This is a genomic window from Exiguobacterium sp. s140 (genome assembly GCF_018617035.1).
In the GTDB taxonomy this organism is placed as follows: domain Bacteria; phylum Bacillota; class Bacilli; order Exiguobacteriales; family Exiguobacteriaceae; genus Exiguobacterium; species Exiguobacterium profundum.
The window spans coordinates 296,081-317,997 of record NZ_JACSJK010000002.1 but is presented as its reverse complement, the minus strand read 5'-3'; the positions used below and the strand labels follow the sequence as shown (position 1 = coordinate 317,997).

At 48.2% G+C, this 21,917-nt stretch carries 26 protein-coding genes; 11 read left to right on the top strand and 15 right to left on the bottom strand.

Going from position 1 to position 21,917, the window contains the following annotated elements; all coding sequences use genetic code 11:
- Positions 1–5: 5 nt before the first annotated feature.
- From gntK to KNO61_RS09740, 4 genes are all read left to right on the top strand, one after another.
- Positions 6–1,505 carry a gluconokinase gene (gntK, locus tag KNO61_RS09755; protein ID WP_214685976.1) on the top strand — a complete coding sequence of 500 codons (1,500 nt, stop codon included), beginning with the start codon at positions 6–8 and terminating at the stop codon, positions 1,503–1,505.
- A 119-nt stretch (positions 1,506–1,624) separates the two neighbouring features.
- Complete coding sequence (locus KNO61_RS09750; protein ID WP_214685978.1) at positions 1,625–1,906, top strand: hypothetical protein; 282 nt, start codon at positions 1,625–1,627, stop codon at positions 1,904–1,906.
- 14 nt (positions 1,907–1,920) lie between these two features.
- Complete coding sequence (locus tag KNO61_RS09745) at positions 1,921–2,391, top strand: GNAT family N-acetyltransferase (protein WP_251030813.1); 471 nt, start codon at positions 1,921–1,923, stop codon at positions 2,389–2,391.
- A gap of 53 nt (positions 2,392–2,444) precedes the next feature.
- The gene (locus KNO61_RS09740; protein WP_214685982.1) at positions 2,445–3,179 is read left to right on the top strand and encodes a polysaccharide deacetylase family protein; all 735 of its coding nucleotides are present in this window, start codon (positions 2,445–2,447) and stop codon (positions 3,177–3,179) included.
- Between the two features lie 64 nt (positions 3,180–3,243).
- On the opposite strand, the gene KNO61_RS09735 is transcribed toward KNO61_RS09740, so the two are convergent.
- On the bottom strand, positions 3,244–3,783 hold the full coding sequence (locus tag KNO61_RS09735) for a dihydrofolate reductase family protein (RefSeq protein WP_214687497.1): 540 nt from the start codon (positions 3,781–3,783) through the stop codon (positions 3,244–3,246).
- Positions 3,784–3,858: 75 nt separating this feature from the next.
- Between KNO61_RS09735 and KNO61_RS09730 the strand changes: the two genes are divergently transcribed.
- Positions 3,859–4,749: a helix-turn-helix transcriptional regulator gene (locus tag KNO61_RS09730; RefSeq protein WP_214685985.1), complete on the top strand. Its 891-nt coding sequence runs from the start codon at positions 3,859–3,861 to the stop codon at positions 4,747–4,749.
- A 38-nt stretch (positions 4,750–4,787) separates the two neighbouring features.
- Here KNO61_RS09730 and KNO61_RS09725 read toward each other — a convergent pair whose 3' ends face one another.
- The 3 genes from KNO61_RS09725 to KNO61_RS09720 all read right to left on the bottom strand — a co-directional run bounded on the left by KNO61_RS09725 (position 4,788) and on the right by KNO61_RS09720 (position 7,766).
- Positions 4,788–5,867: a PTS transporter subunit EIIC gene (locus KNO61_RS09725; RefSeq protein WP_251030812.1), complete on the bottom strand. Its 1,080-nt coding sequence runs from the start codon at positions 5,865–5,867 to the stop codon at positions 4,788–4,790.
- Positions 5,848–6,297: a PTS transporter subunit EIIC gene (locus KNO61_RS17250; protein WP_251025503.1), complete on the bottom strand. Its 450-nt coding sequence runs from the start codon at positions 6,295–6,297 to the stop codon at positions 5,848–5,850. Before KNO61_RS17250 ends, KNO61_RS09725 begins: the two co-directional genes overlap by 20 nt.
- Before the next feature lie 116 nt (positions 6,298–6,413).
- Entirely contained in the window at positions 6,414–7,766 is a 1,353-nt protein-coding gene (locus KNO61_RS09720; RefSeq protein WP_214685989.1) for a 6-phospho-alpha-glucosidase, read from the bottom strand.
- Positions 7,767–7,909: 143 nt separating this feature from the next.
- Here KNO61_RS09720 and KNO61_RS09715 point away from each other — a divergent pair, with 143 nt between their 5' ends.
- On the top strand, positions 7,910–8,647 hold the full coding sequence (locus KNO61_RS09715; protein WP_214873076.1) for a GntR family transcriptional regulator: 738 nt from the start codon (positions 7,910–7,912) through the stop codon (positions 8,645–8,647).
- Positions 8,648–8,708: 61 nt separating this feature from the next.
- On the opposite strand, the gene KNO61_RS09710 is transcribed toward KNO61_RS09715, so the two are convergent.
- On the bottom strand, positions 8,709–8,942 hold the full coding sequence (locus KNO61_RS09710; RefSeq protein ID WP_214687501.1) for a type II toxin-antitoxin system Phd/YefM family antitoxin: 234 nt from the start codon (positions 8,940–8,942) through the stop codon (positions 8,709–8,711).
- Positions 8,943–9,041: 99 nt separating this feature from the next.
- Here KNO61_RS09710 and KNO61_RS09705 point away from each other — a divergent pair, with 99 nt between their 5' ends.
- Positions 9,042–9,986 (top strand): M23 family metallopeptidase, encoded by a 945-nt coding sequence (locus KNO61_RS09705; RefSeq protein ID WP_214873074.1) that lies wholly within the window; start codon positions 9,042–9,044, stop codon positions 9,984–9,986.
- A gap of 32 nt (positions 9,987–10,018) precedes the next feature.
- On the opposite strand, the gene KNO61_RS09700 is transcribed toward KNO61_RS09705, so the two are convergent.
- The 6 genes from KNO61_RS09700 to KNO61_RS09675 all read right to left on the bottom strand — a co-directional run bounded on the left by KNO61_RS09700 (position 10,019) and on the right by KNO61_RS09675 (position 15,262).
- Positions 10,019–10,417, bottom strand: coding sequence for a cytidine deaminase (locus tag KNO61_RS09700; RefSeq protein ID WP_012727277.1), 399 nt, complete (start codon positions 10,415–10,417; stop codon positions 10,019–10,021).
- Positions 10,418–10,594: 177 nt separating this feature from the next.
- Positions 10,595–11,431 carry an ABC transporter ATP-binding protein gene (locus KNO61_RS09695; protein WP_214687506.1) on the bottom strand — a complete coding sequence of 279 codons (837 nt, stop codon included), beginning with the start codon at positions 11,429–11,431 and terminating at the stop codon, positions 10,595–10,597.
- Positions 11,432–12,463: a FecCD family ABC transporter permease gene (locus KNO61_RS09690; RefSeq protein WP_214686190.1), complete on the bottom strand. Its 1,032-nt coding sequence runs from the start codon at positions 12,461–12,463 to the stop codon at positions 11,432–11,434.
- Positions 12,460–13,485, bottom strand: coding sequence for a FecCD family ABC transporter permease (locus KNO61_RS09685; protein WP_214873071.1), 1,026 nt, complete (start codon positions 13,483–13,485; stop codon positions 12,460–12,462). Before KNO61_RS09685 ends, KNO61_RS09690 begins: the two co-directional genes overlap by 4 nt.
- Positions 13,482–14,513: an iron-siderophore ABC transporter substrate-binding protein gene (locus KNO61_RS09680; protein WP_168169901.1), complete on the bottom strand. Its 1,032-nt coding sequence runs from the start codon at positions 14,511–14,513 to the stop codon at positions 13,482–13,484. The genes KNO61_RS09685 and KNO61_RS09680 overlap by 4 nt, the downstream gene beginning before the upstream one ends.
- A 155-nt stretch (positions 14,514–14,668) precedes the next feature.
- Positions 14,669–15,262: an FMN-binding negative transcriptional regulator gene (locus tag KNO61_RS09675; RefSeq protein ID WP_078147615.1), complete on the bottom strand. Its 594-nt coding sequence runs from the start codon at positions 15,260–15,262 to the stop codon at positions 14,669–14,671.
- Between the two features lie 71 nt (positions 15,263–15,333).
- Here KNO61_RS09675 and KNO61_RS09670 point away from each other — a divergent pair, with 71 nt between their 5' ends.
- Positions 15,334–15,999: a haloacid dehalogenase type II gene (locus tag KNO61_RS09670; RefSeq protein WP_214873069.1), complete on the top strand. Its 666-nt coding sequence runs from the start codon at positions 15,334–15,336 to the stop codon at positions 15,997–15,999.
- On the opposite strand, the gene KNO61_RS09665 is transcribed toward KNO61_RS09670, so the two are convergent.
- Positions 15,996–16,508 carry a GNAT family N-acetyltransferase gene (locus tag KNO61_RS09665; protein WP_214873067.1) on the bottom strand — a complete coding sequence of 171 codons (513 nt, stop codon included), beginning with the start codon at positions 16,506–16,508 and terminating at the stop codon, positions 15,996–15,998. The genes KNO61_RS09670 and KNO61_RS09665 overlap by 4 nt on opposite strands.
- 13 nt (positions 16,509–16,521) lie before the next feature.
- Positions 16,522–16,974 (bottom strand): MarR family winged helix-turn-helix transcriptional regulator, encoded by a 453-nt coding sequence (locus KNO61_RS09660; protein ID WP_214757938.1) that lies wholly within the window; start codon positions 16,972–16,974, stop codon positions 16,522–16,524.
- A gap of 115 nt (positions 16,975–17,089) precedes the next feature.
- Here KNO61_RS09660 and KNO61_RS09655 point away from each other — a divergent pair, with 115 nt between their 5' ends.
- A complete protein-coding gene (locus KNO61_RS09655; RefSeq protein WP_012727286.1) occupies positions 17,090–17,446 on the top strand; it encodes a DUF2200 domain-containing protein in 357 nt (118 codons plus the stop codon).
- Positions 17,443–17,901 (top strand): DUF1801 domain-containing protein, encoded by a 459-nt coding sequence (locus KNO61_RS09650; RefSeq protein WP_078147619.1) that lies wholly within the window; start codon positions 17,443–17,445, stop codon positions 17,899–17,901. Before KNO61_RS09655 ends, KNO61_RS09650 begins: the two co-directional genes overlap by 4 nt.
- Before the next feature lie 183 nt (positions 17,902–18,084).
- Here KNO61_RS09650 and KNO61_RS09645 read toward each other — a convergent pair whose 3' ends face one another.
- Together KNO61_RS09645 and tnpB are read right to left on the bottom strand one after the other, a co-directional pair.
- On the bottom strand, positions 18,085–19,461 hold the full coding sequence (locus tag KNO61_RS09645; RefSeq protein ID WP_078147620.1) for a methyl-accepting chemotaxis protein: 1,377 nt from the start codon (positions 19,459–19,461) through the stop codon (positions 18,085–18,087).
- A gap of 152 nt (positions 19,462–19,613) precedes the next feature.
- On the bottom strand, positions 19,614–20,702 hold the full coding sequence (tnpB, locus tag KNO61_RS09640) for an IS200/IS605 family element RNA-guided endonuclease TnpB (RefSeq protein WP_214873065.1): 1,089 nt from the start codon (positions 20,700–20,702) through the stop codon (positions 19,614–19,616).
- A 425-nt stretch (positions 20,703–21,127) separates the two neighbouring features.
- Between tnpB and KNO61_RS09635 the strand changes: the two genes are divergently transcribed.
- Positions 21,128–21,769, top strand: coding sequence for a TVP38/TMEM64 family protein (locus tag KNO61_RS09635; RefSeq protein WP_214815537.1), 642 nt, complete (start codon positions 21,128–21,130; stop codon positions 21,767–21,769).
- Positions 21,770–21,917 lie beyond the last annotated feature (148 nt).

Genomic DNA, 21,917 nt, shown 5'->3' with positions numbered 1-21,917 from the left:
ATTGTGTGTTTACGATTGGGGTCGATATCGGGACGACGAGTACGAAAGCCGTCCTGTTCAACGGTCATCAACAACTGGCGGTACATAACGTGTTGTATCCGCTTCTCACGCCCGATACGGAGACGGCCGAGCAAGACCCGGTCGTCATCTATGGGGCCGTGCTCGAAGCTGTCTCGGCGGTCCGCGCCAAAGCGGACGGTCCGATTCGCTTCGCATCGTTCAGTTCGGCGATGCACAGTTTAATCGCGCTCGATGCATCAGGACGTCCGCTCACGAACAGCATCACGTGGGCCGACAGTCGCGCGAATCCATATACGCAAGAAATCAAACGCGATGTTGATGCGAGTGCGCTCCATATGCGCACGGGCACCCCGGTCCATCCGATGGCACCGCTGTCGAAACTGCGCTGGTTGAAAAAAGAACATCCTGACGTCTTTGAACAGACAGCCAAGTTCGTCTCCATCAAAGAGTATGTCTTCTATCGCTTGACGGGTCGCTTCGTCGTTGACTACTCCATCGCCTCGGCGACCGGACTCTTCAATTTAAAGCAACGAGACTGGGACACGGAAGCACTTGATGTCGCCGGTGTGACACCAGAGCGCTTGTCTGAACTCGTGCCGACGACAGAGATTTTACCGGTGACACCTGAGGTGACCGAGACGCTCGGCTGGGACTTCCCGCTCGTCATCGGGGCAAGCGACGGCGTGCTCTCGAACCTCGGGGTCGGCGCCTTCGAACAAGGCGTCGTCGCCGTGACCATCGGGACGAGCGGCGCCATCCGGACGGTCGTCTCGGAACCGGTCGAAGATCCGAAAGGTCGCATCTTCTGTTATGCGCTGACGGACAAGCATTGGGTGATTGGTGGACCGGTCAATAACGGCGGCATCATCCTCCGCTGGCTCCGTGACGAGTTCGCAGCAAGTGAGGTCGAGACGGCGAAACGACTCGGGATCGACGCGTACGATGTGTTGACACGAATCGCCGAGACGGTCAAACCGGGTGCCGACGGACTGTTGTTCCATCCGTATTTGATGGGTGAACGGGCTCCGCTCTGGGATTCAAACGCCCGCGGTTCATTTTTCGGGCTCAGCATTCACCATAAGCGCGAACATTTCATCCGTGCCGTATTGGAAGGAGTCATCTTTAACCTCTATACGGTCATGCTCGCACTCGATGAGTTGACGGGCGCCCCGAACCGCATCCATGCGACGGGGGGGTTTGCCCAGTCGAGTCTCTGGCGTCAAATGATGGCAGACATCTTTGATACACCGGTCGTCGTGCCGGAGAGTCATGAAAGTTCATGTCTCGGGGCTGTCATGCTCGGGGAATACGCTTTCGGGGACATCGAGGAGTTCCAAGAAGTACCGCAAGTGACCCATGAGCATACACCGGACATGGAAGCGACGAATGTGTATCGTGAACTTTTGCCGATCTACATTCGCTTATCGCGCCATTTGTCTGAAGAGTATGAAGCGATTTCAGCGTTTCAGCGGAAGCATGTATGATGTCAAACCGAGTCCTTGAAGGGCTCGGTCTTTTTGATTTATGACAGGATTTTTCGTGATATACACGGAAATTAAGGACGAGGTCAAACAATCATCGTATCGAAGAAGGGATTGATTAAATGGCGATTGCAATCGGATATCTCATCGCAGGTCTAGGTGCATTCGTGGCATATTGGTTCAGTACCGGCGAAGCACGAAACACAAAATTGAAAATATGGGGAATCGCTCTTATGATTCCTATATCACCAGCCTTAGCGTTTTCCATCGGCCTTTCGTACGCAATCAGTGTACAGAACGGATGGGCTGGATTGATCATGTGGTTTATTTTCCCTGTGATTTTCTTGAGTGGTCTGGCGTTGCTATTGATTGGTCTTTTCAAAAAAGAAAAGAAGTTGGTTTGAATGGTAAGACAACCATGATCACGACAACCCGTTGCCTCATCCGCCCATTCGAACGCCAAGACATCGAATCATTCATGATTTACCGGAATGACTTGGATTGGATGAAAGATCAGTCATTCAAAGGACTCAGCTTTGAAGAATACGAGAACGCCCTAATCGGCGCACAATCACTTCAACACGGCATGCAACTCGCCATCATCGACCAAGCGACCGATGAATTGATTGGGGACGTGTATATCCAGCAAGAAGGTATGACGCATTGGATCGGCTACACGATTAGCCCTACGCGCGCTCGGCAAGGCTATGCATTTGAAGTGATGTCGGAATTGATTCGTCACTTGACTTACCAAGGAGCGAAAGAGTTCAAAGCCGGTGTGCTTGGGACGAACGCGGCATCCATCGCGCTATTGAAGAAATTGAACTTCACCTTTTTCGAGACAGAGCTTGACGAACAGATTTATCGTCTCGATGTCTCCAACATATGATAAAGTATGTATCACATGTCGCTTGGTTTTGATTTGAGGGAGTTTTGAATGGAATGATGAAACGCGTTCTTTTGCTCATGTCGATCTTTCTACTGATTGGGTCTTTGTCACAGGCTGCGATTCCGGAGCCGAAGGCCTATAACGACCCGAGTCTCATCTATTTGACGCTCGATGATGGACCGAACTGGAAAACGGGAAAGCTACTCGATGTCTTGAAGAAACATCAAGTGAAGGCAACCTTCTTCATCCTCGGAAAGAACATCGAAGGAAATGAGCATCTGCTTCACCGCATCATTGCGGAAGGTCATTTGATTGCCTTACACGGGATGCGACACGACCGGGATGAATTTTATGAAACACCGTTGACGGCCGTGCTTCAGATGCAGGAAGTACAAGCACTTATCTATGAAGTGACCGGCATTCATACGAACATGGCCCGCACCATTTATGGGAGCGACGCCGGCATGTCACCCGCACACTGGCAGGCGATGACCGATGCCGGTTTTGAGATTTGGGACTGGAACGTCGGTAGTCTCGACCATGTGTATAAGAAAGACAATGCCCGTGTCGAGCAACGTGTATTCGACCGACTCGAAGCGAATCGCGCCGCCAATATTGCTTCGATTATTTTAGCGCACGATCACTCGATGACGCCGAAAGCACTCGATACAATCATTCGTTATGCGAAAGAACGAGATTATGAATTCCGTACGTTAGAGGGTGTCCAACCGGTTCACAACTTTTCTGATGTATGGGAACCGCATTTAAGCGAACGAGCGACCCCATGACTGCAGATCATCTTAATGGTCTGCAGTTTTTATACAATGAGATGAATTATAAAAAATCGAGCCCTTATGTGGACTCGATGCTCATTTGTCGTTCATAGGTCACCATCACAAATTGACCGGAGGCGTGGTGACTCGTCAGTCGAAGCTTCGTTTCTTTCGTGCCTTCTAGGAAAAGAGGGATTCCCCCTCCTAACACGACCGGCGCAATCGCAATCTCATAGCGGTCAATCAAATCATGTTCCATCGCGGCTTTGATGACTTCTCCCCCGCCGATGAGCCAAATATCTTGATCAACTTCTTGCTTTAACCGATTGATGAGTTCTTTGATTGGTTCGTCCGTGAATGTGACATGCTCGGCCTCACGGTCAGCCTGACGTGTCAAAATGTAGTTCGGGATGTCTGGATACGGATACTCTCCTTGTTCTAACTTCAATACTTCCTCATACGTCTTCCGTCCCATGATGACAGCACCAACGGTCTTGAAAAAATCAGCATAGCCGTTGTCCCCATCCCCCTCTACAGCGAACAACCAATCGAGTTGGTCGTTCGACCGGGCAATCTTTCCGTCTAAACTCATCGCAATATATAACACAACATTCGGCATCATGTGTTCCTCCTTGATTCGTGATACATTCAGCTTAACGAACAAACACGACAAAAGATGACGGGAATGGTAGATATGAAAAAACGACACTTGCAACTGATTCGGCTACTCAATCGCGGACGACGTTTCACGGCGGAAGAACTGGCCCAAGAGACAGGCGCCTCCATTAGGACGATTCAACGGGATATGCTCTCGCTCGAAGAACTCGGTTATCCGATTTGGAGTGTTCCTGGAACTGGGGGCGGCTATGAAATGTTGCCGAATCGTTTATTGCCCCCGCTCCATCTCCGCGAACAAGAAGCCGTCGCACTCTATCTCACGCTCAAATGGATGGAACACATTCCTGATGTGCCGTTCGGGGACATACGAAGTACGTTGTCCGATTGGTACGTGAATGAGTTACCACATGACGTAGAGTCGAAAATTCGACGATTGGAGCGAAACATTCTCTGGCTTGGAAACAAACAAATTCCAAAAGCGCCGTTCACAAAGGACATCTATCAGGCGGTCGAGCGCAAAAACAAGATCGAGATGACGTATCGATCGACGAACGGATCACGTACGTTCCCCATCGCACCGGTCGGTATGGCACTCCTTGACTTAAAGTGGTATGTCTTCGGGCTCTCCGAACTCGGATTCCGTCAATATCGGATTGATCGCATCGAAGCGGTCCAAGTGCTCGAGGAATCGTTCGAGTCCGAGGATTTGGTGACCTTGCTTCAGAGAAGTGATGAACGGGGCGGTGTGACCGTTCAACTCGAGCTGACGTCACTCGGTCGTCGTTTACTTGAAGATGTATTACCCGATATCGAAGAGAAGAATGAATGGGACGTACCTAAAGAAGAGCTGCCGTTTTTGTCGAGACAGCTGTTGAAGGCCGGAGCCGAAGTGAAGGTCAAGGCACCGCATGCGTTGCGGGAGATGATGAAGGAGCATGCGGAACGTCTTGTAACATTATACGTATGAAAACTGAAAAGGCTCAACCCATGCGGTTGAGCCCGATTTCAATTTGCTTCATCCATTTCCTTATGAATACGTAGCAATTCGTTTTTGTATAAATCAGAGCGACCTCCAAAAATCGCTTGAATGTTATTTTTCACTTTGACGACTCCAGCTGCTCCGAGTGCTTTTAGTTCATCCTCATTGATTTGAGAAACATCACTTACTTCAACACGAAGTCGTGTGAAGCATGCATCGATATCACGGATGTTCTCTCGTCCCCCAAGTGCCTCTTCAATCGCAAGTGCTGTCGTTTGAATCACTGATTGACCTGACTTTTTATCATTGTAGTCTTTACGCGTAAACAGTTTCGCTTCTTGTCCGCCACGCCCTGGTGTTGCCAAATTCCACTTCTTGATAACGAAAGTAAAGATACTATAGTAAACGATGAAGAAACCAATGCCGACGACGACATTCATCCACCAGCGTGGTGTTCCTGGTAAGACGTTCACTAAAATATAGTCAATCAACCCTGATCCTCCAGCCCAACCGATATGTGTGTCGAGCGCATACATGAGCGCAAAGGAAATCCCCGTCAACACACTATGGATGACATAAAGGATAGGTGCCACGAATAAGAAAGTGAATTCAATCGGTTCTGTGATTCCTGTTAGAAAAGCTGTACCGGCTGCTGCAATCAATAAGCCTCGAACGACAGGACGTTTGTCTGGGTCAGCCTGACGATACATCGCAAGCGCCGCCCCGAGTAAACCGAACATAATGATTGGGAACTTACCAGACATGAAACGTCCCGCCGTCACTTCGACACCTTCCGCGATTTGAGCGAGGAAAATATACTGATCACCGTTCACGACCGCATCACCGACCGTTGCCGTTCCACCGAGAGATGTCCAGAGGAACGGGGCATACCAAATGTGGTGTAATCCTGTCGGAATCAATAATCGTTCCAACATTCCATATAACCCAACATATGCAGGATTGGTCGCATCACTCGCGATGACGTTTGCCATTGAAGTGAGTGTCGATTGGATTGGCGGCCAGATGAGCATCATGACAAATCCAAGTAAAATCGAGAAGAAGACCATTACAATTCCGACAGAACGATCACCTGCAAAGAATCCCAACACTTCTGGTGGATTGAACGTATGGAACTTTTTTATACACCCATACTGCGAGCAACCCGACCGCAATCCCTCCGAGTATACCGGTTTCAAGGGAAGGAATACCGAGTAACATGCCATATTCTCCACTCTCGGCAGCCATTTCTGCCGTGATGCCGAGGGAGATTGAAATTGTCGTATTCATAATGACATATCCGACGAGTGCTGCGAGTGCGGCAATCCCTGATCCTCCTGACAAACCAACTGCGACCCCGATTGCAAAAATGATTGGTAAGTTCGCAAAAATACTAAGACCAATTTGTAACATTCCAGCACTGATCGCTTCTACTGTTCCATTCTGTAAAAACGTCCAGCTTTCGGCTAATGGTCCCGTGAGTGCCGCACCTAGTCCTAGCAAAATTCCGGCAGCCGGTAATAAAGCGACCGGTACCATGAGCGCCTTTCCAAACTTTTGAAAAACTCCAAACTATTGACTCATTCGATTCACTCCTCATCTTGTAAGCGTTATCAATCTGAACAATGAGAAAGGGGATTGCCTCCCCTCTCTAGTTACCGTATTGCTACTGTCTCGCCCGATTTTAATTCCGGCCAGTACGTTCTGTTTTCCTCAATCAAATCATCTAAGATTCGACGAGCTATTGGTGCATCGATGACTGTACGATTTAGTGTCAACGCCTGAAGTGCCTTCTCATAACTGTTTTCGAAGTATGCGTCGACGACAAGTTGCTCGTAAGCAAGCTGTCCTTCAATCATTCCTTTGTAAAAACGAGGAATCTTTCCGACTGCGAATGGTTTCGGTCCACGATTGGTAAGCATCGCAGGCACTTCAACCATCGCATCGTCCGGCAGGTTCGAAATAATCCCTTCATTTTTCACCATGACGATGAAAATATCACCGTTATTATAGGCTAGCGAAGCAGCGACCCGAATCATATAGCAGCCGTGGATATCGACCTCAAGGTGAACATTTTCGAGCGAGTCATCTTGAATAATCTGATCGCACATCGAGAAGACACGTTCTTGACGTCCGTTGATTACTTGCCGTGCCCGTGTGTTCGTGACATCTTCTTTTTCTGCCATGTCAGATGGATATAAATAATATTGAAGGTACGTGTTCGGTAAGTACTCCGGGAAATCCGTCAGCATCTTCTCTACTTGTTTGAACGTCTTGATCCAAGATGGGTCATTCGCAATCTCCGAATCTTCCGGGATGAAACCGTCTTCTAAAATGGCGCGTTTGATATCTTCAGTCAATTCATTTCCTTCTTTATCGAAGATACCTGTGAACCAACCAAAGTGGTTGAGTCCGAAATATTCCGGAACGAGATCCCAAATCTCTTTACCGAGAATCTTCGCATAGCTCACCATGATTGCTGCCGGCATATCGCAAATATTTAATATTTTTTGATCGTCCGGGTAAGCACGTTTGAGCGCCTCGGCGACAATCGCAGCAGGGTTTGTATAGTTTAAGATCCAGCCATTCGGTGAGCCGGTGCGAATGTCAGAGACGAGTTCAATCATATCTCCGATTGAGCGCATCCCGTATGACATTCCGCCCGGTCCACACGTCTCTTGTCCCACCACGCCATGTCGAAGCGGAATCTGCTCATCTTTTTCGCGCATTTCCAAACCACCTGTCCGAATTTGGACGAAGAAGAAATCTTTATCTTTAAAAGCATATTCTTTGTCCGTCGTATATTCGAACGACTCGAGTTCTGGATAATGCTCACGCAAGATGATTTCACTCGCTTTCGCGACACGTTCTTGACGTAATTCATCTGTATCGTAAAACGTGATAGAACGAAGTGGGAAGTGTTCTTTTTCCTTAATCAAACTCATGATCATGCCGATTGTGTACGTACTACCTCCACCGACGACTACGAGACGCTGTGGTGTTTTCATGTGTGCGTTCCCCTTTCAATACATATCTAATTGATTACAATACAAATCTAATACATATTATCTGAACCGTCAACACCTTTTTTAAAACGTTTTATTTTTGTATACTATGAGTAAGGAACGCATACAATCAGGAGGTTATCTACATGAAAGCTAAATCTCCGCTATACCAGCGGATTGCTCAGGAGATGCGCACGTTTATCGAGACCGGCGATTGGGCGCCCGGTGAAGCAATTCCGACAGAAGCACAACTCGTCGAGAAATTTAAAGCGAGTCGAGTCACCGTTCGACAAGCCGTCAAACTACTTCAAGAAGAAGGATTGCTTTGGAAACGACAAGGGAGCGGCACATATGTACAATCCGAAAAGATTGAACATAATATGTACGAATTAAAAAGTTTCACTGAAGACATGAAACGGGAAGGAAAGGACGTCACGAGTAAAGTACTTACTTTCACCGTTCAACCTCCGACTGAAAAAATAAAGGCAATACTCGAGCTTGATGAAGACGCTCTTGTCTACTATATTCGCCGGTTACGCTTTGCGAACGGAGAACCGCTCATCGTCGAAGATACGTATCTTCCACTCCAATTATTTCCCGATTTAACGTATGAGGTAATGACACGGTCGAAGTATGATTACATTGAAAATGTCAAAAACCTGAAGATTGCAGACAGTGTTCAGGAATTTATCCCGGTCTTGCCGACGAAAGAAATTGCTGAAATGCTCGAGGTGAGCGATCGAACACCGATACTCAAAGTCGAACTCTATTCGTTTCTCATGGATGGCAATCGCTTTGAGTTCACCGAAACGTATTTCAAGAGTGAAGAGTATCGCTTTATCATCCGTGCCGGTCGAAGACATGAAACAACAAACACCCAGTGAATTCAACGATTCACTGGGTGTTTGTTAATGCAAACTCATATGTTTCAACATTAGACTAATGCTATTCAAGCTGCCTTAGGGATTCAAATAGACGCTCAGCATTTTTTGGACTGCTCGTCAGGTAAATGGTTTCTAACAAGCTATTATATTCTCGTTCAGAAATGATAACAGCATTCTTCCTGCCTTCTTTCGAGATGAAAATCGTCTCGTCATTTTCACATACTTGATGAAGCAAGTGGTTCAACTTTTTTTCGCTTTCCGGTATGGAACCGTAGACATTCACATCACTCCTCATTTATGTCCATTATATTATGATTTTTTATGAATGACGAAACATCTATGTTTCTACATCCGTATAAAAGACCAATCAATCATCAACAAAGGCGGTATGCACATGCATCACCAGAACAAAAAGTTCATTCACTTATTCAAAGACGGTCAGTTCGATGACATTTATCATCAAATGACCGATTCTTGCAAATCTCATTGTTCCATGGCCATGTTTCATCACGAAGCGTCTTCGTTTCATCATGGAATTCGGCGCTATCGTCTGCTCAATGAGATGATGTTGAACGGGAATCGGTATGCATTGTGGTCGGATTTCCGAAAAGAAAAGTTATTGTCCGTTCAATTCAATCGCGTGAATCAGGTTGAATCCATTCAGATGACGGTCACATCCTCTTCAAAAGAGACCAATCCTTTCACGAAAAACAAATACCACCTTCCATTCAAAGAGCAGTGGTTCGTCGTCTCAGAAGGGACAACCCTCGGAATGTATCATCATGGTCCAACTCGAAAAAAGCGTGATGGCTATGACTTTTTGAAAACACAAGAGCAACAACCTTACAATCGTAGAAAAATCGGGATGGATGGCTCGTATGCGTTTGGAGAACGAGTGATTGCTCCATTACACGGGACAATTCATCAAGTCGTGGATGGGTTGTCAGACGAACTAGATGCTGATCATCCATTCGGTAATCACGTCATCATTCAACATGCGAACGATGAATATTGCCTTCTCGCCCATCTAGAGAATGGTTCCATTGCCGTGAATGTGGGAGATACGGTCAAAACCAAACAGTTGATTGGGCGCTGTGGGCGTTCCGGAATTACACCTGAGCCACGCTTGCATATGCGTGTCATGAATCACCCAGATGTGGACAGCGCGACCGCCCTCCCGATTCGATGGAAAGGTCGATTGCGACCTGTGCGTGGAAAAGTAGTCACCTCTCGTGAGGAAGAGGGATGGTCGTATGGAATTGCAGCCCTCGATTTTTCAGAACTGCTTCTTTACATTGTTCAAGCCATTCCGCGATTATTTTTTCGCTTTTTTGGATAAGAAAACCCCTCAGAAATCTGAGGGGCCCAACATCACATATCCAAATCGGTGAACGCAAGTGGGACGAGCTCCCCAAGCGTCACTTCTTTCACATCGGCGTTGCCGTTTGTGAGAAGTACTTTGAAGTCAGGATCGCCAAACTCGACCATGACCTGACGGCAGATACTACATGGTGGCAAGAAGTCTTCCGTGTCCCCAGACACGGCAACCGCTTCGAAGTCACCTTTTTTGTATCCTTTTGCGACCGCTGTGAAAATGGCTGTGCGCTCTGCACAGTTCGTTGCTCCGAACGAGACGTTCTCGACGTTGACGCCGTCGATGACCGTACCATCCTTCATGAGAAGTGCCGCCCCGACGCGGAACTTCGAATATGGTGAATACGCATTGTCCTTCAATTGGCGTGCGCGCTCGACTAATTGTTGTTGGTTCATCTTAAGTCATTCCTCTCAAATATCGAATGAACTGATGCCAGTCCCCATGCCTCTCATTTTGGGCAGGATTTTTAGCATACACCCACCCCAAAGAGAAGTCAATGACTTTTTACAAACGCTTTCATGAATAAACAAAAAAGAAGGAGCGCTCATCCCTTCTTGACTGTCTATACGCAGTTATACCAATTCAAGCTGTGCGACGGGCGCTTCTTCCGTTTCCGTCTGCACGTGATGGCGACCAATCGGAATCACGGACGGTGAACCGGATACCGGATCACACATGACCGAACAGCGAAGGTTGAACACACGATGGATCAAATCACACGTGATGACGTCCGACGGCTTTCCTTCTGCGATCAACTTCCCTTTATCAAGTGCGAAGATATAGTCCGCATAACGTGCCGACAAATTGATATCGTGAAGCACCATGACAATCGTCGTGCCGTACTTTCGGTTCAAATCCGTCAACAAGTCGAGAATCTCGACCTGGTATGTGATATCGAGATACGTCGTGGGTTCGTCTAAAAAGAGGACGTCTGTCTGTTGAGCAAGTGCCATCGCAATCCAGACACGTTGGCGCTGTCCACCTGACAACTCGTCGATGGGACGGTCCGCGAACTCCGTGATATTCATCATCTCCATCGCCTCGGCGACAGCTTCGTAATCGGCTTTCGTCCAGCCCTTTAAAAAGGATTGATGCGGGTAACGACCACGACCGACGAGATCGGCGACCGTAATCCCTTCTGGTACGACCGGGGACTGTGGCAACATCCCGAGGACACGCGCTAGCTTTTTCGGTGCCATCTTCGAAATCGGCTTATCGTAAAGCGTCACTTGACCGGCACTCGGTTTGATAAGGCGTGCCATCGTCTTCAAAAGCGTCGACTTCCCGCAACCGTTCGCACCGATGATGATGCTAATCTGATTGCTCGGAATTTCAAGGCTGATATCGTTCAAAATCATCTTGTCCTCGTATCCCGAGGTGAGATGTTCCACTTTCATAATGGATGCCATTTAGAAGTCCCCTTTCTGGTTCATCCGAATCAACAAGTATAAGAGATAAGGCGCGCCGATGATGCCGGTGATGACACCGACCGGATAGCGTGCCGTGAAGGCGAATTGTCCGACAAGGTCGGCCGCTAGTACTAAAATGATTCCGACAAGCGCTGCCGGCAAGATTCCCGCGTGGCTCGTTCCGACGAGCCGTTTGGCAATCGGCCCTGCCAAGAAGGCAATAAACGCAATCGGTCCCGTTGTCGCTGTTGCAAGGGCGAGCATGAATACTGCCGCCACAATGAGCAGAAGTCTGGTCTGGTTCGTGTTGATTCCAAGACCTGTCGCCGCCATTTCTCCGAGCTCGAGCATTTCAAGCTGACGAGTGAGTAACAGTACAATCGGTAAACAGATAAGTACCGTGATGATTAAAGGTGGCAACTCTTCAAGTTTCGCCCCATTTAAACTTCCTGTCAACCACCGCATCGCCATCGCGACATCGTTTTGTCGGCTGATGAGCAGTAAATAGTTGATGACGGCTGTTAACATCGCTTGAATCCCAATTCCAACTAACACCAAACGACCGATGGAGAAAGCCGCCCCTTTGGATAGGAAATAGATGACCAGCACGGTGACGAGCCCTCCGATAATCGAAGCGATCGAGATTATCGCTTCACTCGATTGTAGGACGACGATACAGAAGACAGCCGCCGCACTGGACCCCGTTGTGATCCCGATGACATTTGGATTGGCAAGCGGATTTCGAAGCATCGTTTGGAAAATCGTTCCCGCAGCACCAAATGCTGCACCGGCAAAGACACCAGCGAGCATACGTGGTAGACGCAATACTTCAATGGCGAACGTCGCCCCTTTTACGTCTTCCCCGAGCAAGACGCGGATGACATCCTGAACCGGATAAATCGTATTGCCCAACATGAGCATCAACCCGCTCAATGCTACCGCTATGATGGTCAAAAGAATCGTCATCCCGACATAACGACGGCGTCGCTTCATGCGACCTTGTCTGATTTGTTCAATCGCTGGTTGCATCATAGTCCTCTTACTTTCACTTTCATTGTCAATAGAATCAAGATCGGTGCCCCGATGAACGCCGTCACAATCCCGACCTCAAGTTCACCTGGACTTCCGAGCAAACGTCCGATGACATCCGAGAAGGTCAAGATGATGGCACCTGCTAAGGCAGACATCGGCATGAGGTAGCGTTGGTCAGGACCGAGCACGAGTCGAATCAAATGTGGGGCGAGAAGTCCGATAAACCCAATCGGTCCAGCGAGTGCAGTCGCAGCCCCACACAGAATCACGCCTGCGAACGAGGCGGTCAACTTCAATGTCCCCGTCCGAACACCTAGACTCTTCGCCATCTCCTCCCCGAGCGCAAGTGCGTTCAAGGAAGGCGCGGTCACGACCGCAATCACGAGACCGATTAAAAGAAACGGTAAAAAGGTATAAATCGAATCCAGATTTCCTGCACCGACACTCCCGACTTGCCAAAAACGGAACTGATCCATGACGTTCGAGCGTGGAATCATGAGCGCCATGACGAGCGACGATAGTGCTGCACTTGTCGCCGCTCCCGCTAAGACGAGTTTGAGCGGGGTCGCCCCTCCTCTTCCAAGCGAACCGATACCGAAAACGAAAATGGCCGTCAATAGCGCCCCGACGAGCGCGAACCAGATGAACGCACTGGCTGTCGAAATATTGAAGAACGCGATCCCGATGACGACGGCGAGCGCTGCTCCCGTGTTGACCCCAAGGATGCTCGGATCGGCAATCGGGTTACGCGTCACCGACTGCATGAGCGCCCCCGCCACACCAAGTGCTGCGCCACACATGAAACTAAAGATTGTCCGAATGACCCGCTCCCGGACAATGTCTGCCTCATACGACTGAACAGCCGGACGGAATAAACCGTCCAGCAGTTCATTCCACCCGACTGTTCGTGAGCCGAAGGCAAGGGATGCCAAGATGCACAGCACCGTCAGTACAAGCGTTCCAATCAAGAGAAGCGGAAAGTGCTTTGGTGTGTGCATCTGTTTGATTTGTGTTTGCATCATTTCACTTTCGCAAGGGCATCCGATACGCGTGAAACGTACTCATCAATCGTATATTCAATCGAGAGTGGCGTCGGTGTTCCTGCCGCTGCGAGTGGCGTATTGTCTTCAATCAATACGACCGATCCGCGTTCAATGGCTGGTACTTTACTGTAGAGCGGGTCTGCTTGAAGCGCCTTTAACGTGTCTTCATTTCCGTATGTGACGAAGATGTCGACATCGTTCAAAATGTCGGCGTTCTCTTTGCTGAGCTCGAGATAGAAGCTATTTGCTTTTTCAGCTTCGTCGACAATGTTTTGTGGGTACTCCATGCCGAGTTCTTCGATGAAGGCACCACGAGGATCACCTGTTGTATAGATATAGAATTTTGAAAGATCTTCTGCGCTCATCGAGACGAAAGCGGCTTTCTTTCCAGCAATCTCAGGAACGGCTGTCGCTTTGTCAGTAATCAACTGCTCCGTGTCTTTGATTAACTGTTCGCCTTCTTCACCAAGTCCCATTGCGAGTGAGTCATAACGAACCATGTCTTGCCATGAGGTGACCCAAGGTGTTTCTTGATATGCCACGACCGGTGCGATTTGGCTAAGCGTGTCATAGTCTTCTTGCGTGATGCCTGAGTAGGCGGCCAAGATGACATCGGGATTTGAATCTGCGATTGCTTCAAAGTCTAATCCGTCCGTATCTTGATAGATGTTCGGGTTCTCTTCGCCAAGCGCTGTCAACTTCTCTGCTGTCCATGGAAGCATCCCGCTATCATCTTGTACACCGTAGTTCGCAGCTGAGAATCCGACCGGTACGACATCGAGTGCAAGTGCGACGTCATGGTTTCCCCACGAAATCGTTGCGACACGCTCTGGTTTTTCTTCGATGACAGTCTCACCGAACGCATGCTCGATCGTGATGGGGTAACCTTCTGCTGATTCTTCCGTCCCTTCGTTCGTGGAAGCGTTCTCAGCTTCTTCCGAACCACAGCCGGCTAAGATGAGTGCAAACGCTGAAGCAAAAATAAACATATGTAACCACTTCTTCATTGTCTTGTTCACGTGTTTCTTCTCCTTTTTCAACTTCTCTATTTTCTCGATACTGATAATCATTATCAGTTATGAGTATAGACTTGCTATTCCTTCGTGTCAACTGCTATTCGATATAGAAAAATGAAAAAACCTGTCGTTTTAGGACAGGTTTATTAGGACTTTCGATGTTGTCGCATGACGTCCGCGATCGGTTCATCTTGTTTTTCAAGCTCCGATACGATCCGTTCATGGTCCACGTCGTTTCGGTTTTGGCTTAACTTGAACGTCGCCTGCATATCGGTGATGTCGATCCGAAACCCGACGACGCCGTTCATTTGTCGCTTCACCGGTTCGGATAATGCATCCCAACGCACCGCATGCTCGCGTTCCCCTTCATGCTCTTGGAGCAATCCTGAAAGTTCCTCCACTAATTCTTTCTCATTGAGAATCGTCGCACGTCCGTACACGTGTACGGCTTGATAGTTCCATGTCGAAACGTCCTCATGGCCGTACCAGGACGCCGACACGTAAGCGTTTGGTCCTTGAAAGATGACGAGAACGGTTTGATTTTCAATCGTTCGCCACTGCGGATTCGCTTTCGCAATATGCGTCGTCAGTTGACCATTCGCCTCATCGAATCGTAACGGGACATGTGTCGCAATCGGTTTGTCCCCATCATGTGTCACGATCGTACCGAACGGATGGGCATGGAGAAACGCGTAAATCTCAGCTCGCTCTGTGACGGAATATTGAGTTGGAATATACATGTCGAACCCCCTTTCTCCTATTATATTCTGAACAAGACGGGTATAACGACATAGAAGGAGGGATGTTATTTATGAAACCAACGATTAAAGCCATCGTCTTTGACGTATACGGCACCTTATTCGACGTCCATTCGGTGAAGGATGCCTGTGAACAAGAGTTCCCTGAAAAGGGAGCAGCCATCAGTCAAGTGTGGCGGACGAAACAACTTGAGTATTTCTTTTGGCGGCACATGATGGGACGCTATGAAGATTTCGATACAGTGACCCAGGACGCACTCTGTTACGCATTAGCCGTGCATGACGCACCATTCACAAAGGAAATCGAACAACGTCTGACTGCATCGTATGCGCACCTCACCCCGTATAAGGAGATCGAATCGGTCCTAAAAGAGATGAATGACGTGAAGACCGTCATTCTCTCAAACGGGACGGACGAGATGCTTAAGGCACTGCTTCACAACGCCGGTCTTAGCGATTACTTCGATGAGGTTGTCAGCGTCGACGGCATCAAACAACCGAAACCGACGCCTGCCGCCTATATGCACTGGTTCAAGACGTCTGGTCTTCGTCGTGACGAGGTGCTCTTTTTATCGTCGAACGGTTGGGACATCGCCGGGGCGAAAAACTTTGGCTTTCATGCGGCCTGGATCAATCGGAATGACTTACCATTTGAAGCATTTGATATAGAACCAGATGCCATCTATCCGAACTTAAACAACTTGTCAGAATGGCTTTAGTCCGTGAACGACTTCATGAAAATGAGGTCGTTTTGTGCATCTTCCCCCATGAAAAAGGTGTGCACCCCCGTCTGTTCGAACCCGTTTCGTCGATAGAATCGAATCGCTCTCTCATTACGTTCCCATACGCCGAGCCACATCTTTCGTTTGTGTAGTTCCTTCGTCAATTCGGTTGCTTGAGTAAATAACGCTTTCCCCACCCCTTGACCTTGAAACGCTTCTAATACGTAGATTCGTTCAATTTCAATCGCATCTTCGCCCATCGGTTCAGATTGAGCATCGCGTACGTTCACTTTCAAATAGCCTGCCAACTCACCTTTTACATGTGCAAAATAAAAATAAGAATCGGGATGTGCCAACTCATGCTGCAACTGCTCAGGCGCATACGCTTTTTCTAAGTAAGCGTTCAAATGTTCTTCTGTGTTGTGACGTCCGAACGTCTCCGTAAACGTCTGGATGCTAATGTGACGTAAGACTTCTACGTCTGTCACTTTTGAGATTTCAATCATGTTCTCGCTCCTCTCAGTATTCTCGATACTTGCCTTTCTTCACTTCGATCCAATCTGTTTCAACATTACGTCGTACTTTTTTCAAAAGGCGTAACAACTCCTCACTTTCTTGCTCGTCGAGTCCTGATAACGCGACCGATGTAGAATATTCATGTTCCCGAATGATGAGCGGGTACAATGTCTCGCCCTTCTGCGTCACGTATAACCGTTTGATTTTCTGGTTCTCTAAATCTGACCGTCTCTCAATCCATCCCTCTTGCTCCAGTTTCTTGATGGCACGTGCGGCGGTCGTCCTGTCTACCTTAATCAACTCTGCCAGCCGCTCTTGAATGATACCTGGGTGTTCAAAAATCCTAACGACGTACAAGTACTTCCCTTTTTCTAAACCGAGTGCCTTAAATTCAATGTTGCTGATTGAATCGAGGGCACGCGCAATCATCCCGATCTCTCGTAAATGGTCATGCATCATTAGACACCTCTACTTTTTTGTTGCAAACGCAACAAAACACTTTATATAAGCGTATCGTAATTTGTGAGAGAATGGAAGTAAGAATTTTCGCTAAGAAGGAGATGAATGAAAGATGGGTCACCGAATCTATACGACGAGTTTCGCGAGCGTTTATCCACTCTACGTCGCCAAAGCCGAACGCAAAGGACGGACGAAGGAAGAAGTCGACACCATCATCGAATGGTTGACCGGTTACGATGAGACCGGACTCGAACGTCAGATAGCCAATCAAGTCGATTTTGATACATTTTTCGCTTCAGCACCTCGTCTCAACGAAGACCGCGCCCTCATCAAAGGCGTCGTCTGCGGGGTTCGTGTCGAGAACGTCGAAGAACCGCTCATGCGTGAGATCCGTTATTTGGACAAACTCATCGATGAATTGGCAAAAGGAAAGAAAATGGAGAAGATCTTACGAGGAGGCGAATCATGATGGATGTGACAGCACTCGTCGACGAGGCACGGCTCGATTCATTTATTCATCTGCTCGAGGTCATCGATGATCATTTACCTGGCGGATTTGAAAAAACGACGGACGGACATGGTGTCCATTACGTCGTTCCACTCGATCGATATCCGTCCGGGTATCATGTCACACCGGGGACGCCACTACCGTTTATCAGTGTAATCGCGCAAAAGCGCCATGTCGGACTGTATCACATGGGCATTTACGCCGACCCTGAATTACTCGCTTGGTTCGAACGGGAGTATGCGAGTCGTGTCCCGACGAAACTTGATATGGGGAAAAGCTGTATCCGTTTCAATAACGTGCAGCGAATCCCGTTTGACTTGGTCGGAGAACTCGTCGAGAAGATGACTGTCGAGGAATGGATTCAGCACTACGAAGGACAACGAAATAATAAAAGAGGCTGGGACATAACCCAGTAAATTTATAAGAAAGAGGCCCCATGAGCGACTTGTTCGCTCACGGGACCTCTTGTCATTTTTATGGGTTCGTGCATTTCGGACTAAACAGGAAAGAAGGGGTCCAGCCACCGAAAATCGGTGACCGGACCCCTCTTTTTATCAAAAATTTTTAAAACCGGTTAGTTATGTCCCCGCCTCTTTCATTTACACAGTAAATCGATTCGTCATCTCTCGCATCTCATCCGCCATATTCGATAATTCTTGAGCGGCTGCCGTAATTTCTTCCATTGATGCCATCTGTTCTTCAGTAGCTGCTGATGTGTTCTCCGTTTCTGTAGCAGTCGATTCAGTAATTCCTTGAATCTCATTCACGGAGTTCAACACTTCTGTCGCTCCCGCCGCCATTTCTTGTACAGCACTGGACACTTTTTCTATTTGTTGCCCGACTTCTTCAATGGCTACTTTAATTTCATCAAACGCAACACCTGTCTGCCGCACGTTCGTCACACTCTGTCCCATATCACCTTCTACGACATGCATCGTCTCTACGGCATGCTTTGTTTCTGTCTGTGTATGATGAATTAAAGAGGAAATTTGTTTGGTCGCATCGGCTGATTCTTCTGCCAGTTTTCGTACTTCTGCAGCAACGACTGCAAACCCACGTCCCTGATCTCCTGCACGCGCTGCCTCGATTGCTGCATTTAATGCAAGTAAGTTCGTTTGCTCTGCAATTCCTGAAATGGTCCCACTGATTGTACCAATCTCTTGAGAACGAGTATTAAGCTGCTCAATGACTTGTTGCAACGTCTTCACTTTTTCATTCATCGCTTCAAGCTGATGTTCAAGCGTTACGATTAGCTCATTCCCTGATTGTACTTTGTCCAATGCCCCTTCCGATAATACAGTCATCTGTTGAGCACGATCAGAGACTTGGTGAATGCCATTCGTCAAGTCTGAAAGGGTACCATTTGAAGACTTTACCCGTTTCAACTGATGGAGTGAACCTGAAGCGATTTCTTCCATCGTCACGGCTACCATCTCTGTCGCTTTTGTCGTTTCTTCTACGTTATTTTTCAAATCGTCCGATGAAGTTGCAACACGCCCAGAAGTCGAAGTCACTCCACCAATCAACTCTCGTAAACTTTCTTTCATCTGATTGAATGACTGTGCGAGCGCCCCGATTTCATCGCGTGATGTGTATGTGCTATTGACTGTCAAATCCCCTTCACCGGCACGACTCATCAATACGTTCAATTCTTTCACCGGACCAACCACAAGGCGCGTGATGTAGACGCCTAATCCAATTGAAAGCGCAGCTCCCAAAATGACAAGACCCCAAAAGATAAACACAGCACCCTCTCGATCCGACCGCATCGTATCACTGGCCGTTTCCGCATCCACATTCAACTGATCCATAACTTCTTTCGCTGTCTCAACAAGCGCAAGTCGAATTGGACGTAATTCTGTTCCATATTGTCGGTAAGCAGATTCGTTTTCATTTCGTAATGCAGGTTGCAATACGACGTCTATGCTTTCCAAATATGCGTTCGTCTCTTCATTCAGCTTTTCGATTCGACTCATTAATTCAGGATCTTCTGTCGAAATCGAATCAGTGAACTACTCGCCACTTATTTGCTTCGCAAATTGAAGTGGGAGCTTCTTGGGAAGACCGCACTTTTACTAGCCACGATTGTTTACCAAGCTCACCGGGCAGTCCCTGCCCTGAATGGTTGTCAGTCAGCCAACATCAATAGGTTGAGGCTCGCGTTGATGTCACGGTCATGATGCGCGCCACAGGCACACGTCCATTCACGGACATCTAATTTTTTCTTCTCGCCTTTTTCGCCGCAAGAGGAACAGATTTGCGTCGATGCGTACCATTGGTCGGCCTTGATGAGCGTCCGTCCGTAGAAGTTTGATTTGTATTCAAGCTGGCGGACGAACTCGTACCAACTGACGTCGGCAATCGATTTGGCGACCTTGTGGTTCTTCATCATGTTCTTCGATTTCAATGTCTCCACGACGATGACTTGGTTCTCGTCAACGGTTCGTTTTGACAATTTGTGAAGGAAGTCTTTGCGTTGGTTTGCGATTTTCTCGTGTTTCTTGGCCAAAAGTAATTTGGCTTTTTCACGATTCTTGCTCCCGATCTTCTTACGAGACAGAGCGCGTTGCGCCTTCTTGACCTTCTCTTCGGACTTGCGAAGAAAGCGAGGGTTGTCGATCTTCTCAGAAACCATGTCATCATTTGTCATGATGGCGAAGTGTTCTAACCCGAGATCGATGCCGATCTTGTTCTTAGCCGGAATCCATTGCTCGTCATCCTGATTGACAAGGATGGAAACGAAGAACTTGCCTGTCTTCGTCATCGAGATTGTCGCGGACTTGATGATCCCCTCGAAAGAACGATGTTGTTCGAACTTCACGAAGCCGATTTTAGGAAGTCTCACCTTGCCGTTCTCGATGCGGATCGTACCGTGCTGGTTGTTCGTCGTGTAGGAGGCGCGCGACCGTCGTCTCGATTTGAAGGTCGGGAAGCCGGCCGTTCCGGCGAAGAACTTCGCGAACGCGGTGTCGAGGTTCAACTTCGCGTTCGCGAGCGCGAGGCTGTCCGCCTCGGCGAGGAACGGGAACAGGGGCTTGTAGGATGCGGGTGTCGCCGGTTTCCGTCTCGTCACGATCCCCGCTTTCGCCTCATCGCGGATGGCGATGCGGTCCTCGAGCAGCTTGTTGTAGATGAACCGGGCGCAGCCGATCGTCTTGATGAGGAACTCGGCCTGTGCAGGCGTCGGGTGGAGCCTATATTTGTAGCCTTTCAGCATGTCCGTCCCTCCTCCCTCCAGCAGATCGTGATATGTCCTCCTCATCCGATACCCACGGAGGGGGAGGGAGAATCTGACGGAATCACGAACTTTTGTTCGTAACATCTGTCATAGGGAGAGAAAACTGTTGGACCGGGCGATTCATCTCCCACCTACGCCGGGCTTCGCCCCGAGACGCTTAGAGGAGGGAGAATTCTCGCCTGATTTAGTTAAATTTTTCATCATTTTCCCTCCCATTCTATTTATCGTGTCGAATTTATGAAAAATGAAGCAATGTTTAGAAAGCCTTGACCTAAGTTTCGATTCAGATAGCTGCCTCTTTGCTCCATCTCGTTACACCTTTTGTAAGCCGGCTCGCATTTATGTTGCATGGAGATGCAGTATACTAACATCAGATACATTCGGTTACGAAAGGAGCGGACAACTTGCCACGACCACTCAAACTCACACTCTTTCTTCTAATGTTTGGATCTTTATTCTATATCACCCATTTCCACTATGAGTTGCGTCCGTCTGACATCCGGGACATCGTCTTGTCATTCGGATTTTGGGGACCACTCTTCTTTATTTTCCTTTATGCCATCGGTCCGGTCGCATTTTTACCGACATCCGTCCTTTCACTCGGATCCGGACTCGCGTTCGGCGTATGGCCAGGTGTCCTCTATATCATTATCGGTGCAACTGCTGCTGCGACGACCGGTTATGTGATGGGGCGTTTTTTCGGACGCTCAGTCATCAACGTCGACCGCTATCCATGGTCAGAGAAACTGTTCACGCAAATGGAGCGTCGTGGCTTTTTATATGTATTTGTCCTCCGGCTCATCCCGCTCGTCAGTTTTGACTTACTTAGTTATGCCGGTGGAATCTCACGTGTTCGCTTCCGCGCCTTCGTACCGGCGACCGTACTCGGCATGATCCCAGGTACGTTCGCCTACAGCTTCCTCGGGGCGAGCCTCGCCTCAGGCAGTGTCACCACGATTTTCATTGCCGCGCTCGTCTTCTTCGGGTTGATTGTCGTGACGTATATCTTCCGAGAACCGGTGAAAAAGTGGTTAGGCTTAGATTGAAAAATCGATTTTCCTATCTCACTAAAAGACATTTGAACACGCAATCCCTGTTCTTGTAAATTATATGTGGGAATAATATCCACATATACTATTTGAAGGGGAATCATCACGTGTTTAAAAAAGTTACCGCCTGTCTTCTAGTTATTTT